This is a genomic window from Pseudomonas sp. K5002 (assembly GCF_013386655.1).
Lineage (GTDB): Bacteria > Pseudomonadota > Gammaproteobacteria > Pseudomonadales > Pseudomonadaceae > Aquipseudomonas.
Genome location: NZ_JACARK010000088.1, coordinates 1 through 17,070, shown reverse-complemented (window position 1 = coordinate 17,070; position 17,070 = coordinate 1). Strand labels below are relative to the sequence as shown.

Below are 17,070 nucleotides of genomic sequence, written 5' to 3'. Positions count from 1 at the left end.
TCATTAAGCTCCAACCATTACTTGCAAGGGTAAGCATCCTTAAATGCAGACCACACCAACGCTGTGTTACTTTTATTCAATAACTTCGGGTTATCTTTTAAATACTTCACCACGATGCGCACCATCTGACCATTCGTCACACTATCAGGCATACAATATTTATCATCTTTCTTCAGAATGTCACTGTAGAAGTAAACCATACTATTAACTCCCTCCACAAAGCCAGCACACATTCCAACGTCAATTCGATCATAGTTTGGCTCTGAGTCTGCTAATTTTAAGTACTGCTGACATTGCCCCAGTAACTCGTTCCCATCGTACTTGCGGCCCGTAGCCTGAGCACCACTCCCCAACATCCCAACAAGTGCAATCGCTAACGCTATCCATGCTTTCATGATGATTCTCTCGTCGTGTAATGGCCCGATGGTATCGGGCTCCTAGGCTTGGTGCTAGATAGGCAAGAACTCAGAATCAGACTAACGGCAGTATCGAGGGTATTTGCGGGCGAAACGAAGGGAAACGGAACAGCGGAGGGATTGAGCGGGCGCGACGAAATGCGGGGGACGATGAGTAGTACAATTGAGTAGTACACCCCAGAATGCAAAACGCCCGTAACTCGTTGAAGTTACAGGCGTTTTTAGATGTGGCGGTGAAGGAGAGATTCGAACTCTCGATACAATTTCTTGTATACACACTTTCCAGGCGTGCTCCTTAAGCCACTCGGACACTTCACCGTATCTCGTCAAACTGATTCAGTCTGTCGAGGCGCGCTAATGTAGTCGAAAGCTTTTCCGATGGCAAAGGTTTTTTTCAGAATTTTCATGCGCTTAGGCGGTTATGCCGTTCCAGCCCTCTGCGGCGCCACGCACACCACGGCGATTCTGCCATTCTCGGGCACTCGCGGCGCTTGTCTATAGTAGCTGCTGCGCCTTGCCGAAGGCCGCCTGCGGGTGGGCATGGGGGAAAAGTCTGACTGGGTAGTCAGTCATGGCGCTTTACCAGGGCGGGCGCGGTGGGTAACGTCTGCCGTCTGTCCTTCTATTACAAGCATTACAAGGAATCGCGTCATGAGTGAGTTGATTGCCTACCACCTCGAAGACGGTATCGCGACCCTGACCCTGAGCAACGGCAAGGTGAATGCCATTTCGCCGGCAGTGGTCAGTGCGTTTAATCAAGCGCTGGATCAGGCCGAGAAGGATCGGGCGGTGGTGATCATCACGGGCACGCCGGGGATTTTGTCCGGTGGCTATGATTTGAAGGTGATGACCGCCGGCCCTAAAGAAGCCGTGAGCCTGGTGACGTCGGGCTCCACCCTCGCCCGCCGCCTGTTGTCGCACCCCTTCCCGGTGATCGTGGCGTGCCCCGGGCACGCGGTGGCCAAGGGGGCATTCCTGTTGTTGTCGGCGGATTACCGGATCGGTGTGGACGGGCCTTTCAGCATTGGCCTGAATGAAGTGATGATCGGCATGACCATGCACCACGCCGGGATCGAGCTGGCGCGGGATCGTCTGCGCAAGTCGGCGTTCCACCGTTCGGTGATCAATGCCGAGATGTTTAACCCGCAGGACGCGTTGAGCGCCGGGTTCCTGGACAAGGTGGTCGCGCCGGAAGCGTTGCAGGCAGCTGCACTGGAAGCGGCTCGCCAGTTGAAGAAGATCAATATGAACGCCCACAAGCACACCAAGCTGAAGGTGCGTAAGGCGCTGCTGGAAGCCCTGGATGACGCGATCATTCAGGATCAGGGGCACTTGGGTTAATCAAACCTACGCCTGCTGAATCGAAGCCCGACCTTGAGTCGGGCTTTTTCTTACAAAGAATTCCGGATTGCCTACAACCGCTCTAAACAGTGTCTGTCACAGCATGTTGAAACATGCGCTTAAACATCGCCTATCTCCTGACTCTATAGGGGCAATTGCCGAATACAGTGCACATCCGTACACTGCGCCACCTTTTGTCCCGATGGGCCGTGTCGATGCTTTTTTTGTTACGCATGTTGTTGATGGGCCTGCATTTTATGATTGCGGGCGTACTGGGCGTGCTGCTGGGGATCTGTCGGCCGTTCAATCCGGACAACAGCCGTTACTGCGCGCGCCTGTATGCGGTGCCGGCGATGTGGCTATTGCGCCTGCGAGTGAAGGCCGATGTCGACTCGCTGCGTAACAAGCCCAGCAGTTGCGTGATCATCGCCAACCATCAATCCAACTACGACCTGTTTGTGTTCGGCACCGTGGTGCCGTACCGCACGGTGTGTATCGGCAAGAAGAGCCTGAAGTGGGTGCCGTTGTTCGGACAGTTGTTCTGGCTGGCGGGCAATGTGTTGATCGACCGGGGCAATGCGCACAAGGCGCGGCGTTCGATGCTGACCACCACCCACACCTTGGCGCATGCCGACACCTCGATCTGGGTGTTCCCGGAAGGCACGCGCAACTTCGGTGAAACCCTGCTGCCGTTCAAGAAAGGCGCGTTCCAGATGGCGATCGCCGCAGGCGTGCCGATTGTGCAGGTGTGTGTCAGCACCTATGTGAAGCAGATGAAGCTCAATAGCTGGAACAGTGGCGATATTCTGATTCGCTCGTTGCCGCCGATTCCTACGAAGGGGCTGACGATGGATGACATGCCGCTGTTAATGCAGACCTGTCGCGAGCAAATGCGCGACTGCATCGAGGCGATGGACCGCGAGCTGCAAACCACGCCTGCAATCACGGCTGAACCCCGCCGAATTTGCTGACTCTGATTGGGCAGGGCAGCTAAGCTGCCTGACAGTTGTCATCTGCCATTCAAGAAGAAGCGATCAGCACTATGGGTAGAGTTGTTGCGGCCGCCGTCTATAGCGCCGGAAAGAAAGTCACTGATATCACCCTCGACGAAGGCGCCGCGTGGGCCGCCAAGCCTGACCACTTTGTGTGGATCGGCCTGGAAGAGCCCAGCGCACTGGAACTGGCCAACCTGCAGCGCCAGTTCAACCTGCACGAACTGGCCATCGAAGACGCCCTGGAAAAACACAGCCGGCCCAAGCTTGAAACCTTCGGCGACGCGCTGTTTATCGTGACCTACTCACCGGTGCGCGATAACGGCAAGCTGGAGTTTATCGAAACCCATATCTTTGCCGGCAACGGCTACATCATCACCGCCCGCAACGGCCACTCGGCATCCTACGGCTATGTGCGCCAGCGCTGTGAGGCGCGACCGCTGTTGCTGGAGCATGGGGAAGATTTCGTACTCTATGCGCTGCTGGATTTTGTTACCGAGAACTACCAGCCGGTGAGCGAGGCGATTCATGCCGAGGTCGATGAGCTGGAGCGCAACGTGTTGTGCAACTCCCTGAGTGAAGCGGATATCCAGAAGCTCCACGGCCTGCGCCGCGATGTGCTGCGACTGAAGCGCTATGTGGCACCGATGGTGGAGATCAGTCAGGAATTGCAGAAACTGAGCTTCCCGTTTATCGACAAGAACATGCGTCCGTACTTTCGCGATGTGCAGATTCACGTCACCCGGCAGATGGAAGACCTGACCACCTTGCGGGATATCGCCAGCCAGACCATCGAGATTGGGGTGTTGCTGGAAGCCTCGCGCCAAAGCGTGGTGCAACGCAAGTTTGCCGCGTGGGCAGCGATTCTGGCGTTCCCGACGGCGGTGGCCGGGATTTACGGGATGAACTTCCAGAACATGCCGGAGCTGCAGTGGCACTACGGCTATTTTGCGGTGCTGGGGTTTATTGCGGTGGGGTGTACAAGTTTGTGGGCCAGCTTCAAGCGTTCAGGCTGGCTGTAACAAACCCAGCTCAATTTGCTGAAGATCAAAAGTGTGGGAGCTGGCTTGCCTGCGATGCAGGCACCTCGGTTTGTCAGTTACACCAAGGTGATGCTATCGCAGGCAAGCCAGCTCCTACATTAATCTGCTTTGCCTTGAAGACCGTGCTTCTTGCGCTGGACGGTTTCAGGCCGCTCCTGCTTTTGGTTTGTGCGCCACAAACCGCATCATCCATTCCGCCACGGTAACGCCGTGATGGTCTCGCTCCAGGCTGGCCACACCGTTGGTGTAGACCTTCTCCCCCAGCGTTGTCTGAAGAATCTCCAGCAACTCGCGGGAATAGTCGTGGATAAATTCCGGGTGGCCCTGGAAGCACAGCACCTGGTCTTCAATGTGGTACGCCGCAAACGGGCAGAACTCGCTGGAGGCGATCACGGTGGCGTTTTCCGGCAAGGTGGTGACCTGGTCCTGGTGGCTGATCAACAGCGTCAGTTCTTCCACCACCGGGCTCATCCACGGTGCCTTGGCGTTCAGTTTGTAGTCATGGATGCCCATGCCCCAGCCCTTGGTCGCCCGCTCGGTCTTGCCACCCAACAGCAGCGCCAGCAACTGGTGGCCGAAGCAGATGCCGATCAGCTTGTCGCCGCGGGCATGGCGGTCCAGCAGGTAGGTCTTGAGGGTCTGGATCCACGGATCGGTGCCAAAGGAGTCGGCCTTGCTGCCCGTCACCAGGTACGCGTCGAACACTTCTTCATCCGCCGGGTATTCACCCTGCACCACGTTATAGATGACGAACTCGGCGGCAATCGGCTGTTTGGAGAACAGGCGCTTGAACATCTGCCCGTACCCTTGGTACTGATCGATCAGCCCAGGACGCAGGATATCGGTTTCCAGGATGCACACGCGTAACGACATAAAAAATACCTGACACGGCGATGGGAATAATGAACACCCCCAGAGCCTGCCTTGAAATACCCTTCCAAGGCAAGCCCCATCGCCGCTCCCACATTTTGATCACCGAAACGCTTCACCCTGTGCAGCTTTCTCCAACAGCAGCGCCGGCGGCGTGAAGCGCTCACCATATTGCTCGGCCAGGTAGCGGGCGCGGGCGACGAAATCGTTCAGGCCGTACTGGTTGATGAATTGCAGCGCTCCGCCGCTCCAGGCGGCAAAGCCGATACCGAAGATCGAGCCGACGTTGGCATCAGCCGTCGACATCAACACGCCCTCCTCCACACAGCGCACGGTTTCAATGGCTTGGATGAACAGCAAGCGGTCACGTACGTCCTGGGCCGAGATCCGTTGCTCAGGCTTTTCAAAGCGGTTTTTCAACTCAGGCCACAGGTGTTTCTGCCCGCCCGCCGGGTAATCGTAGAAGCCGCCCCCAGCGGCCTTGCCCGGGCGTTTGTATTCGTTGAGCAACAGGTCGACCACGGCAAATGCCGGATGCTGGGGTAACGGCTTGCCCTCGGCCTGTAGGTCCTTGGCCGTCTGTTGACGGATATGGCTCATCAGGCTGAGGGAAACTTCGTCAGAGACCGCCAGCGGCCCCACCGGCATCCCGGCCTTGCGCGCCTCGGTCTCGATCATCGGTGCGGCCACGCCTTCGCCGAGCATGGCGATGCCTTCGTTGGTGAAGGTGCCGAACACCCGCGAGGTGAAAAAGCCGCGACTGTCGTTGACCACAATCGGGGTTTTCTTGATTTGCAGTACGAAGTCGAACCCCCGCGCCAGGGTTTCGTCGCTGGTGCGGGCGCCCTTGATGATTTCCACCAGGGGCATTTTGTCCACCGGGCTGAAGAAGTGCAGGCCGATAAACTTGCCCTGGTCTGGAACGGCGGTGGCTAACCCGCTGATGGGCAAGGTGGAGGTGTTGGAGGCGATCACCGCTTCGGCGCCCACCACGTTTTGCGCGGCCGCCGAGACCTTGGCCTTGAGTTCCCGATCCTCGAAGACGGCTTCGATGATCAGGTCGCAGCCGGCAAGATCAGCATCGGATTCGGTAGGAACAATCCGCGCGAGGATGGTTTCCCGCTGTTCGGCGGTCAATTGCCCACGCCCGACCTTCTTGTCCAGCAACGTGGCCGAGTGGGCCTTGCCCTTCTCTGCCGCCGCCTGGCTGACGTCCTTGAGCACCACCTCAATGCCCGCCGAGGCGCTGACGTAGGCAATGCCCGCGCCCATCATCCCGGCGCCGAGCACGCCGACCTTGCGTGTTACATAAGGTGCAAAGCCCTTGGGCCGCGAACTGCCGGCATTGATTTCATTGAGCTGGAACCAGAAGGTGCCAATCATGTTTTTCGCCACTTGCCCGGTGACCAGCTCGGTGAAGTAGCGGGTCTCGATCAAGTGCGCGGTGTCGAAATCCACCTGGGCACCTTCCACGGCGGCGCAGAGGATTTTTTCCGGGGCCGGGAAGCAGCCGTTGGTTTTGGCGCGCAGGATCGATGGCGCAATGGCGAGCATTTGCGCGACTTTCGGGTTGGACGGCGTACCACCCGGGATCTGGTAGCCCTTGATGTCCCAACGCTGTTTCGCCTCGGGGTTGGCCAGAATCCACGCCCGGGACTTGGCCAGCAGCTCGTCACGGTCTGCCGCCAGCTCATCAATCAACCCGGCTTGCAGCGCCTGCTGCGGCGTAATCTTTTTGCCTTCCAGCAAGTAGGGCAAGGCTTTTTCCAGGCCCAGCATCCGCACCATGCGCACCACACCGCCGCCACCCGGCAAAAGCCCGAGGGTGACTTCCGGCAGGCCAATCTGTACCGACTTGTGGTCCAGCGCCACACGGTGCTGGCACGCCAGGCAAATCTCCCAGCCACCGCCCAGCGCTGCGCCGTTGATCGCGGCCACTACCGGTTTGCCGAGGGTTTCCAGGGTGCGCAGTTGCGCCTTCAGCACCAGCACGCTGTCGTAGAAATCCTTGGCGTGGGGCTTGTCGACCTTGATCAGTTCATTAAGGTCGCCGCCGGCAAAGAAGGTCTTCTTCGCCGAGGTGATGATCACGCCCGCAATCGAATCCTTCTCGGCGTCCAGGCGGGCGACGGTGGCCGCCATGGCCTCGCGGTACACCCCGTTCATGGTGTTGGCGCTCTGGCCGGGCATGTCGATGGTCAGCACCACAATCTGGTCCTGGCCCTTTTCGTAACGAATGGCATCGGTCATGACTGATTCCTTAGGCTCAGAGGCGTTCGATGATAGTGGCGATACCCATGCCGCCGCCGACACACAGGGTGGCCAGGCCATAACGCTGCTGGCGCACCTCCAGCTCATCGAGCAAGGTGCCGAGAATCGCGCAGCCCGTGGCGCCCAGCGGGTGGCCCATGGCGATGGAGCCACCGTTGACGTTGACCCGGGCGGCGTCGATGCCCATGTCCTTGATGAACTTGAGCACCACCGACGCAAACGCTTCGTTGACCTCGAACAGGTCGATGTCTTCAACCCGCAAACCCGCCTTGGCCAGTGCCTTGCGGGTTGCCGGTGCCGGGCCGGTCAACATGATGGTGGGGTCGGTACTGGTGACAGCGGTGGCGACGATCCGCGCCCGGGGTTGCAGGCCGAGTTCGCGACCTTTGGCTTCAGAACCGATCAGCATCAGCGCCGCGCCATCGACGATCCCGGAACTGTTGCCCGGTGTGTGCACGTGATTGATGCGTTCGACGTGGCTGTAGACCCGCAACGCCGTGGCGTCGAAGCCCATCTGGCCCATCATTTCGAAGCTGGGCTTGAGTTTGCCCAGGCCTTCGAGGGTGGAATCGGCACGGATGAATTCGTCCTGATCCAGCAGCACAATGCCATTTTGGTCCTGCACGGCGATCAGCGACTTGTTGAAGGAACCGTCTGATCTGGCCCGCGCCGCTTTCTGCTGTGAGTGCAGGGCAAAGGCGTCGACGTCCTGGCGGGTGAAGCCTTCCAGGGTGGCGATCAGGTCGGCACCGATGCCTTGCGGGGTGAAGTGGCTGTGCATATTGGTTTGCGGGTCGAGCACCCAGGCGCCGCCGTCACTGCCCATGGGCACTCGGGACATGGACTCGACGCCGCCCACCACCACGAGGTCTTCAAAGCCGGAGCGCACTTTCATCGCGCCGAGGTTCACGGCTTCCAGGCCCGAGGCGCAAAACCGGTTGATCTGCACCCCGGCGACGCTGATATCCCAGTCCGCCACCAAGGCGGCGGTCTTGGCGATGTCGGCGCCCTGGTCGCCAATCGGTGTGACACAGCCCAGGACGATGTCATCCACTTGCCGGGTGTCGAGGTCGGTGCGCTGTTGCAGTGCCGTCAGCAAACCGGCCACCAGGTTCACCGGCTTGACGCTGTGCAGGGCGCCATCCGCCTTGCCTTTGCCCCGGGGCGTGCGTATCGCATCAAAGATCAAAGCTTGGGTCATGACGTCCTCGAATCACTATGCAACGAATCGTGCCCTTACCTTAGGCGCCGGGGCGCCGGATTCAATGACCGAACCGCTCATTGACCTTGACGCTCACGCTCAGACGAACGGTAGGAGGCTACGGGAATCGGCTGATTAATCGTTTTAGCTGTCTAGCCGTAGGGCTGGCGTCTGGCTGGCAATTGGCCTCATGCCTTTTTAATAAGTTTTATTCAGGCGATGAGATGAAATGGATCTAAGCCATATAGAACGAGGGCTCTAAGGTTGAATCTGTAAGAGAAGTTAAAGGTTGCTGCCGGGTTTTGCTGGAGCACCTGTAGGAACTGTAAGAAAAGAGTCATGTAGCACCGTCATAGTTGAATCGACCGGCACGCATTTGACGCTCAGGAATAACAACAAAAGGCAGTCAGCCATGTTCAAGCATTCGAAAGTACGTCAGGCGGGACTTATTCTGTTCGCCACCACCCTGATTCTGATCTTGCCCAACCTCACCAAGGTCATTGGGTGACCTCTCACACCCCACATTCTGCGCAGACACAGCGCCAGGATCGCAGCCTTTGGCAGCGCCTTTCGGGATATTGCGTATAGCGATCCCGTCAGGGGCTGCCGTTTTGCGCGCCGAGATTTTGTGATTTTGCGGTATCGTGAGTTCCACCGCCTTTTCCGATATGTGGCCCTTCCTTGAAACAGATCATCGTCCTCCTGATCCTGCTGCTGGCCTTGCCGGCGCACGCCGCGAAATTGACCGTCGAGCTGGATCACGCCAGCAAAACCTGGGAAACCACCGAACTGCTCAAGCGTCCGGATGTGCAGACGGTGCAGATCGTTGATGACGTTTCCTACAAGCGCAATATGACCTATCGTGCAGTGCCGTTGGTAGCGCTGTTGCCAGGCATCACGCCGGATAACCATCTGCAGGCAGTGGCCCTCGACGGCTTTGCCGCGGAACTGACGGCGGCACCGCTGCTATCAAAAAGCGGCGCGCGGGCCTGGCTGGCGGTGGAAGATCCGGCGCATCCGTGGCCGCCACTGGCAGACGGCAAGCCCAGTGCCGGGCCGTTTTATCTGGTGTGGACCGATCCACAAGCCGGGCATATCAGCCCTGAGCAGTGGCCGTTTCAGATTTCCGGGATCAAGCAGTTGAAGACGGTGGCGGAGCGCTTCCCGGCGTTGTTGCCGGATCCGAAACTGGCGGCGAATGACCCGGTGAATCAGGGGTTCGCACTGTTCCAGAAGAACTGCCTGGCATGTCATCGCCTGAACGGGGCCGGCGATGCGCAGGTGGGGCCGGACCTGAATATTCCTTACAACCCCACTGAATATTTTGCCGGGGATTTCCTCAAGCGCTACATCCGCGATCCGCAAAGCATGCGGCACTGGCCACAGGCGAAGATGCCGGCGTTTGCCACCAGTGTATTGCCGGATGCGGACCTGGATCTGCTGGTGGGGTATTTGAAGCATATGGCGGGCAGAAAGCAGCCTTAAGGCTCGGGTAAACCTGTGGCGAGGGAGCTTGCTCCCGCTGGGCTGCGCAGCAGCCCCAATCAGGCAATCACATTTCTCCAGACAGAACTCGGGGGCATGCCTTGGGGCCGCTTCGCGGCCCAGCGGGAGCAAGCTCCCTCGCCACAAAAAGCTTTCCTGGCACGGAGAGCTTTCCTGCTACACAGAGCTCCCCTCTCCCTGGATCCTACTGCTGCTGCACCGAAATCACCGGTGTCGGCGCTACAAATACCTTGGCATGCATTTGCTCATGCCCTCCCCCACGACGCATGCCTCGTACCGGGCAGGCGTCCAGGTAATCCAGGCCCACCGCCAGCTTCAAATGCCGCTCCGGCCGCGCCAGTTGATTGGTCACGTCAAAGCTGTACCAGGCGTCATCCAGCCACGCTTCAGCCCAGGCATGGCTGGCCAGGTGCTCGCAGTCTTCGCTGTACAAATACCCCGACACATAACGCGCCGGAATCCCCAGGCTGCGGGCACAGGCGAGGAAGGCGTGGGTGTGGTCCTGGCACACCCCGGCACGCCCGGCAAACGCCTTGGCCGCACAGGTGTCGACTTCGGTAGAACCCGGCGAATAGGTCATGTACTGGTTCAGCGCGTGCATCAGGTCGATCAATGCGCTGCGGTCGCGGCGTTGATGGCAATGCTTTTCGGCAAAGCTGCGCAGGGCCTCGTCCGGCTCGGTCAACCGGGTGCAGCGCAGGAACGGGAAGGCCGACTGGCTTTCATGTTCGGCCTCGCGCAATTCGTCGATATCCACCTGGCCACGGGCGCCAATGATGATGGCTTCGTGGGGCTCGTCCAGGGTCAACACGTGCAGGATGTTGCCGAACGGGTCCAGTTGCGCCCGTACCGGCCGGGGCAAGTCCAACTGCCAACTGAGGACATGCTGGCGCTCGCTGTCGTGGGGCGTGAGCCGCAGGTACTGGATGCTGGCACGCACCTGGTCTTCGTAGTGGTAGGTGGTTTCGTGGCTGATGGAAAGTCTCATGCCGCCTCCAGGTAGGAACTGTAAATAGCATCGCCCAACTCGCGCACGAGCGGGATGAAGTCGGTCAGCCAAGCGTGCAGGCCTTCCTCGAGAATTTCGTCGATGGCGGTATAGCGCAGGCGTGCGTCCATTTCCGCTGCCAGGCGTTGGGCCGGGCGACCGTTGATGCCGGGCAGGCTGCCAAGGATCTGGTCGATCTCTTCACTGCAGGCCCGCAGCGACCGCGGCACGTCGGCGCGCAGCAGCAACAGCTCGGCGACTTGTCGGGCGCCGGGGGCATCACGATAGATTTCGGTGTAGGCCTCGAACGACGACAACGCCCGCAACAACGCACTCCATTGATAGTAGGCATGGGCGGTACCATCGGTGACCGCTTCGGCCTGGTCGCCGGCCATTTCATAGCGGGCGTCGAGCAAGCGCAGGGTGTTGTCGGCGCGCTCGATAAAGGTGCCCAGGCGAATAAAACGAAAGGCGTCGTTACGCATGATGGTGCCGTAGGTGGCACCGCGGAACAGGTGGGAACGTTCCTTGACCCACTCGCAGAACCGGCTCATGCCGTAGCGGCTCAGGCCTTGCTGGGCGATGTCGCGAATTTCCAGCCAGGTGGCGTTGATGTTTTCCCACATGTCGGCGGTGATTCGCCCACGCACGGCATGGGCACTGGCGCGTGCAGCGCCGAGGCAGCTGTAGATGCTGGCCGGGTTCGCCGCATCCAGGGCGAAGAAGTGCAGCAGGCGTTCGGCGTGCAGTTCACCGTGGCGCTCGCGGTAATCGTCGAGGGTGCCGGTGATCAGCAGCGGCATCGCCAGTTCATGCAGGCCATCGCCGCGCCCGTCCTGGGGCATCAGCGACAGCGAATAACTGACATCGAGCATCCGCGCGAGGTTTTCCGCGCGCTCCAGGTAGCGTGACATCCAATACAAATCCGAGGCAGTTCTACTCAACATATTTCAATCCTCGACCACCCAGGTGTCTTTGGTGCCGCCGCCCTGGGACGAGTTGACCACCAGCGAGCCTTCCCGCAGCGCCACACGAGTCAGGCCGCCGGGGACCACACGGGTTTCCTTGCCTTGCAGCACAAACGGGCGCAGGTCGATGTGGCGTGGCGCGATGCCGTTTTCGACGAAGGTCGGGCATGTCGACAGGCACAGGGTCGGTTGCGCGATATAGGCGTGGGGCTTGGCCTTGATGCGTGCGCGGAAGGCTTCGATTTCCGCCGCCGAGGCGGCCGGGCCGACTAACATGCCGTAGCCACCGGAGCCCTGGGTTTCCTTCACCACCAAGTCCGGAAGGTTGGCGAGCACGTGGGACAGTTCGCTGGGATTACGGCACTGGAACGTCGGAACATTCTTCAGGATCGGTTCTTCATCCAGGTAAAAACGGATCATCTCGGTGACGAAGGGGTACACCGACTTGTCATCCGCCACCCCGGTGCCGATGGCATTGGCCAACACCACGTTGCCCGAGCGGTACGCCGCCAGCAGGCCCGGCACGCCGAGCATGGAGTCCGGGTTGAAGGCCAGCGGGTCGAGGAACGCGTCGTCGAGGCGACGGTAGATCACATCCACCGCCTTGGGACCATCGGTGGTGCGCATGAACACGCGGTCATCACGCACGAACAGGTCGGCGCCTTCCACCAGTTCCACGCCCATTTCCCGGGCCAGGAATGCATGCTCGAAGAACGCACTGTTGAAACGCCCAGGCGTCAGCACCACCACACTGGGATTATCCAGCGGGCTGGAGCTTTTCAGGGTGTCGAGCAACAGGTTGGGATAGTGGTCGATGGGCGCGATGCGCTGGGCCGCGAACAGTTCGGGGAACAGGCGCATCATCATCTTGCGGTCTTCGAGCATGTAGCTCACGCCGCTGGGGGTGCGCAGATTGTCTTCGAGGACGTAGTAAGTGCCGTCGCCATCGCGTACGAGGTCGACACCTGAGATGTGGGAATAGATATCCCGATGCAGGTCCAGGCCCTGCATCGCCAACTGGTACTGCTCGTTGGCCAGGACTTGCTCGGCGGGGATGATCCCGGCCTTGATAATGCGTTGTTCGTGGTAGAGGTCGGCGAGGAACATGTTCAGCGCCTTGACCCGCTGGATGCAGCCGCGCTCGACGATCCGCCATTCACTGGCCGGGATGCTGCGGGGGATCGTGTCGAAGGGGATCAGGCGCTCGGTACCTTGCTCATCGCCATACAAGGTGAAGGTGATACCGGCCCGGTGAAACAGCAAATCGGCTTCGCGCCGGCGCTGGGCCAGCAGTTCGGCCGGCGTGTCGGCCAACCAGCGGGCGAATTCGCGGTAATGGGGGCGCACCTGCCCTGCCCCGTCGTACATCTCATCATAATAAGTGCGGATCATGCCGTACTCCTTGTCACCCGGACGCCAGAACCATCGCAAGGCCCGTGCCAGCGGCATAAACACTTAAGTATCAATCAGTTGGATATAGACGCAGGTCTCATCGCACCGTCCCGGTGCAGCAAATGCCCGCTGTCATGGGCGGCGCCTCATTGCAATGCAGGCCATGACTATCACCAGCATAGTCAGAGTTGATTTCACTGCCCGGCAAACCCCGCGGATAATCACCTCCATCAGCTGAACAGGACGCGTCCTACAGCTCCATCCATTGCGCATTACCGCTTGTACCGAATCGCTCTCCTCCTTTGCGATCTTCCCTTTGGCCACCCTGCTCGGGTGGCTTTTTTTTGCGCAGGATTTTTCCCGCGCCAGAAACAAAAACGGCCGACCCAAAGGTCAGCCGATACGCTGTGTTGTTGCTCATGTCGCTACATGGGTAACCCACGCACCTCCTGTTTCACGCCCCATCCCTCGATGATTCCGCCCAAGGGCTCGACCACCGCCTCAAAGTCCTGCTCGAAGTCTCCTATGCCGTCGTAGGTGGCGAACATGATTTTGCTCAATTCCAGGTACCAGGCGCCGTCATCCCGCGCGCTGACCTGGGCATTCAGGGATTCCCCACGAAACCGACCCGCAGCCCGCCGCGCACGTTCCTCATCCGGGAAAATGGCGTAGAACTCGATGGGATGGAAACGCGAGAAGTCAAAGCCGCCCTCTTTCATGCGGCGCAACACGTTGGTGCTGATGTCTTCTTGATAGGCTGTGCTCATGAAACGTCCTCCTCAAACCGATGGATAGACTTTCCGTGCTTCCCAAGGCCCGCGCTGCAAGGGCGCGGGTGTTACGGCAGTGACGTCGCCGCTGGGAGACAAGCATGTAGCTGACAAGACCAGACCTTAGCGATTCATTCGCTGATCTCCATTGCAGAGTAGCGCGAAGCTATCACCTCCACCAGAGTCTGTTTAAAGGCGTACAGGGAATATTCAGGCGGCGGGTTCGACGTTGAGGTCTTTGATGCTGTTTTGATCTTTCAGAATCTTGACCGTGGGTTCGGCGATACGCCCCTCCAGATCGTTGAGATCCAGTTCCTCCAGCACCGGTGATACGCGGGCGCGAACCAGGCGCGCGGCTTCTTCAAGCGTGGGTTTCTGCTCGCACTCGAATTGCTCGACTACCGACTCACCATGATCATTGGTGAAGGAAACGTTCCACTTTGGCATCAGAGCCTCCTCGATAAAACCCATGGGTGGGCTTACATCTATCTGGACCTTGAGGGCCTGGAAATCGTTCCACTCAAGGCAGGAGGCACCTGATCAACTGCAGTTATTTTTCAGCGTGTTCTTTCAGGGCTTTCAAGGTGTTGAACGGTGCGTCCACCACGAACTTGTTGGCCAACCAAGACGGCACGCTGCCACCTGGCTCGGTGTGCACCTGGTAGGTCACTTCGGTCAGGTTGTCGCCTTTAGGCACCAGCTTCCAGTAACCATCGACCTGGGCTACGCGCACATAGCCTTTGACTTCTGGCTGGTAGGTCGGCACTTCCAACAGCTTGCGGGTGACGGTGCCATCGGCAGCCTTGGTGGTGGTGATTTCCAGGATCGAGTCACGATCGGTCACCGGGAACGGTGCCTTGAACTGGGTGTAGGTCCAGCTCTTGTCGCCTTCCTGCTTGAGCAGTTTCTGCGATTTGCATTCGTGGATCCAGGAACAGGCCCCCGCCACGTCTTCCTGCAGCGCCTGGATCTTGGCCAGCGGCGCCTTGATGGTCGTCACACCGCGATAAGCCTTGTACTTGGAGCCGGCAATTTCACTCAAGGACACTTTGATGCCGTCTTCATCCTTGGCCGTCTGCCAGTCTTCAGCATGCGCTGCGGCAGCGAACAACGCGGTAAAACCGCACAACACAGCAATTCGTTTCAGTGAACCCATGGTCTTATTCCTTATTGTTGAAGTTCAGTACTTTGAACAGCCCACTAAGCAGCCGTCATCTGTTCCCACCAGCCGATCAACCTGATCGCTTCTGCCTGGCTACTGCCGCAGACCTCGATATCCGCCTGGAACGAACTACACACTGCCGGCCGCTCAGGCTGGCCAAACAACTGGCACAGTTGTTCGACCGAAAGATGCAGGCAGCGTTCGCCCGCCGGTTTGCCGGCAGGCATTCCCGGCAACGGAGAACTGATGGATGGGGCAATGCAGCAAGCGCCACAGCCTTCACGGCATTTCATGACGAACAGATCCTCGACAACTCAAGTGTTGATGGCCACGTAAGACTACGCCCTTAAACAGACGTTTTAAATTGGCTTAACAGGGGTTTTTCACCGAAAACAAAAGTGACTGACCAGTCTGCGACAGAAGGTCAGGGGTGCGCGTCACGTTTACTCGTCGGGTTTATTGCTTGAACTGGAAATCCAGCGCCGCACCTTCAACTTCGCGGCGTTCTTCGTTGCGCAATTGCAGCTGCATTTCATTGCTGAGCAGGCGCCCGTTGATCTGGAAGGCACTGTTGTCAGTGGGCTTTTCGGCAAACATCGGCGGCAGCAGCGGCACGTTCTTCGGCTGCGGCATGGTGCCGAGGGGTTGCAGGTGGCGAACCATGTTCGACGGCAGGCTCAAATCCAGCTCTGCGGGCGGCAGCGGCGTCTTGGCGACTTCGTGGGCCGACTTTGACTTGCTGGCGATAGGCGCACGTTTTTTCACCGGCGTTGCTTTCTTTGCGGGGGCTTTCTTCGCGACCGGTGCCTTCTTGGCCGCAGCGGCTTTTTTCGCCGGCACCGTTTGCTGGGAGCTGGCAGCAGGTGCCGCTTCACCGGCGGGAGCCGCCAGGACAGCGCCAGCGTTACACAGGCTTAACACGCAGATCAGCAGGGCAGCAGGAAAGGTATAAGTCATATCGCCAGCAGCATTAACGGCAGAAGGCCATATGCTCGCTTGTTGAGGACGGTATGACAAGCATGGTAATTAGCCAGCTACCCGTCGTGTCCCCTTTCCATGCCTCAAAAACCCGCCGCAGTCTCCTGGCATAACTGGCTTGCCAGCATCCCGAGGGTCATCAAGGCGCGCTCCGCCTCGCGGTTCCACGGGGTGCCGCAGTTCAGGCGAATACAGTGGTTGAACTGTTCCGTATTACTGAAGATCAGCCCCGGTGCAATGCTGATGCCCTGCTGCAAGGCGCGCACGTGCAGTTCCTGGGTATTGACCCGTCCAGGCAAACTGACCCACAGGATAAAACCGCCGGTCGGGCGGGTCATCTGGGTGCCTTCGGGAAAATACTGCTGCACGGCCAGCTGGAACGCGCTGAGGTTCTTGCGGTACTCCTGGCGGATATAGCGCAGGTGGCGGTCGTAACCGCCATTCTCCAGGTACGCCGCCGTGCCCATCTGGGTCACGCTGCAGGCCGAATGGGTGCTGAACATTTGCAGGCGCTGGATTTCCTGCTGGTACTTGCCGGCAATCATCCAGCCAATGCGAATGCCCGGTGACAGGGTCTTCGAGAAACTCGAGCAATAGATGACCCGGTCCAGACGGTCGTAGGCTTTCAGGGCCTTGGTGCGGCCCAGTTCGAACATCAGTTCGCCATAGATATCGTCCTCGACCACCTGGATATCGAAATCCGAGGCCAGGCGCAGCAACTGTTTCTGCCGCTCTTCGGGCATGGTGCCGCCCAGGGGATTGCTCAGGCGCGTGGTCAGCACCAGGGCCTTGATCGACCATTGGTTGGCTGCCAGTTGCAGGGCTTCCAGGCTCATGCCGGTGGCCGGGTCGCTGGGGATTTCGATGACCTTCAGGCCCAGCAGATCCGCCAGTTGCAGCAAGCCGTAATAGGTCGGTGATTCGGCGGCGATCAGGTCGCCGGGGCGGGTCAGCACCCGCAGCGACATCTGCAATGCATCGACACACCCATGGGTGATCACCACTTCGGAGGGGTCGACCACCACCCCGGCATCGCGCATACGGATCGCCACCTGGCGCCGCAGCGGCTCGAAACCCGGGCTGAACATGTAGCTGAACGCCCGCGGGCTCTGGAAACGCGTGACCTTGGCCAGTTGCTGATGCAGCGCGCGCACAGGCAGGTAGTCGACACT

At 59.3% G+C, this 17,070-nt stretch carries 17 protein-coding genes and 1 tRNA gene; 4 read left to right on the top strand and 14 right to left on the bottom strand.

Translation table 11 applies throughout. From position 1 onward, the window contains the following. Positions 1–17: 17 nt before the first annotated feature. Entirely contained in the window at positions 18–395 is a 378-nt protein-coding gene (locus tag HX846_RS05390) for a Rap1a/Tai family immunity protein (protein ID WP_178965078.1), read from the bottom strand. A gap of 249 nt (positions 396–644) precedes the next feature. Continuing rightward, positions 645–734: transfer RNA gene (locus HX846_RS05385), tRNA-Ser, on the bottom strand. Between the two features lie 333 nt (positions 735–1,067). Here HX846_RS05385 and HX846_RS05380 point away from each other — a divergent pair. The 3 genes from HX846_RS05380 to HX846_RS05370 all read left to right on the top strand — a co-directional run bounded on the left by HX846_RS05380 (position 1,068) and on the right by HX846_RS05370 (position 3,771). Next, positions 1,068–1,757 (top strand): crotonase/enoyl-CoA hydratase family protein, encoded by a 690-nt coding sequence (locus HX846_RS05380; RefSeq protein ID WP_102604813.1) that lies wholly within the window; start codon positions 1,068–1,070, stop codon positions 1,755–1,757. A 215-nt stretch (positions 1,758–1,972) separates the two neighbouring features. Next, the gene (locus HX846_RS05375; protein WP_134327150.1) at positions 1,973–2,728 is read left to right on the top strand and encodes a 1-acyl-sn-glycerol-3-phosphate acyltransferase; all 756 of its coding nucleotides are present in this window, start codon (positions 1,973–1,975) and stop codon (positions 2,726–2,728) included. A 71-nt stretch (positions 2,729–2,799) separates the two neighbouring features. Beyond that, a complete protein-coding gene (locus HX846_RS05370; RefSeq protein ID WP_004371189.1) occupies positions 2,800–3,771 on the top strand; it encodes a magnesium and cobalt transport protein CorA in 972 nt (323 codons plus the stop codon). Between the two features lie 165 nt (positions 3,772–3,936). Here HX846_RS05370 and HX846_RS05365 read toward each other — a convergent pair whose 3' ends face one another. From HX846_RS05365 to HX846_RS05355, 3 genes are all read right to left on the bottom strand, one after another. Further along, positions 3,937–4,665, bottom strand: a complete 729-nt coding sequence (locus tag HX846_RS05365; RefSeq protein ID WP_087692757.1) for an amidotransferase — start codon at positions 4,663–4,665, stop codon at positions 3,937–3,939. Positions 4,666–4,764: 99 nt separating this feature from the next. Further along, entirely contained in the window at positions 4,765–6,912 is a 2,148-nt protein-coding gene (locus HX846_RS05360) for a 3-hydroxyacyl-CoA dehydrogenase NAD-binding domain-containing protein (protein ID WP_178965077.1), read from the bottom strand. Between the two features lie 16 nt (positions 6,913–6,928). After that, positions 6,929–8,134, bottom strand: a complete 1,206-nt coding sequence (locus HX846_RS05355) for an acetyl-CoA C-acetyltransferase (RefSeq protein WP_008434901.1) — start codon at positions 8,132–8,134, stop codon at positions 6,929–6,931. A 681-nt stretch (positions 8,135–8,815) separates the two neighbouring features. On the opposite strand from HX846_RS05355, the gene HX846_RS05350 reads away from it, so the two are divergent. After that, positions 8,816–9,619 carry a cytochrome c gene (locus HX846_RS05350; protein WP_178965076.1) on the top strand — a complete coding sequence of 268 codons (804 nt, stop codon included), beginning with the start codon at positions 8,816–8,818 and terminating at the stop codon, positions 9,617–9,619. Positions 9,620–9,824: 205 nt separating this feature from the next. Here HX846_RS05350 and HX846_RS05345 read toward each other — a convergent pair whose 3' ends face one another. The 9 genes from HX846_RS05345 to HX846_RS05305 form a co-directional block, all read right to left on the bottom strand. Further along, positions 9,825–10,628, bottom strand: coding sequence for a transglutaminase family protein (locus HX846_RS05345; protein ID WP_004371203.1), 804 nt, complete (start codon positions 10,626–10,628; stop codon positions 9,825–9,827). Next, positions 10,625–11,575 (bottom strand): alpha-E domain-containing protein, encoded by a 951-nt coding sequence (locus HX846_RS05340; RefSeq protein ID WP_004371204.1) that lies wholly within the window; start codon positions 11,573–11,575, stop codon positions 10,625–10,627. Before HX846_RS05340 ends, HX846_RS05345 begins: the two co-directional genes overlap by 4 nt. A gap of 3 nt (positions 11,576–11,578) precedes the next feature. Beyond that, positions 11,579–12,988 (bottom strand): circularly permuted type 2 ATP-grasp protein, encoded by a 1,410-nt coding sequence (locus HX846_RS05335; RefSeq protein ID WP_087692761.1) that lies wholly within the window; start codon positions 12,986–12,988, stop codon positions 11,579–11,581. A gap of 425 nt (positions 12,989–13,413) precedes the next feature. Continuing rightward, entirely contained in the window at positions 13,414–13,755 is a 342-nt protein-coding gene (locus tag HX846_RS05330; protein WP_003193463.1) for a ribonuclease E inhibitor RraB, read from the bottom strand. Positions 13,756–13,968: 213 nt separating this feature from the next. Next, positions 13,969–14,229 carry a hypothetical protein gene (locus tag HX846_RS05325; protein WP_008434908.1) on the bottom strand — a complete coding sequence of 87 codons (261 nt, stop codon included), beginning with the start codon at positions 14,227–14,229 and terminating at the stop codon, positions 13,969–13,971. A 79-nt stretch (positions 14,230–14,308) separates the two neighbouring features. Then, complete coding sequence (locus tag HX846_RS05320; protein ID WP_004371215.1) at positions 14,309–14,914, bottom strand: START domain-containing protein; 606 nt, start codon at positions 14,912–14,914, stop codon at positions 14,309–14,311. 44 nt (positions 14,915–14,958) lie between these two features. Continuing rightward, on the bottom strand, positions 14,959–15,213 hold the full coding sequence (locus HX846_RS05315; protein ID WP_004371217.1) for a YkgJ family cysteine cluster protein: 255 nt from the start codon (positions 15,211–15,213) through the stop codon (positions 14,959–14,961). Positions 15,214–15,376: 163 nt separating this feature from the next. Beyond that, complete coding sequence (locus HX846_RS05310) at positions 15,377–15,877, bottom strand: hypothetical protein (RefSeq protein ID WP_004371218.1); 501 nt, start codon at positions 15,875–15,877, stop codon at positions 15,377–15,379. A gap of 104 nt (positions 15,878–15,981) precedes the next feature. Next, the coding region (locus HX846_RS05305; RefSeq protein ID WP_178965075.1) for a PLP-dependent aminotransferase family protein at positions 15,982–17,070 on the bottom strand (1,089 nt) is incomplete at its 5' end.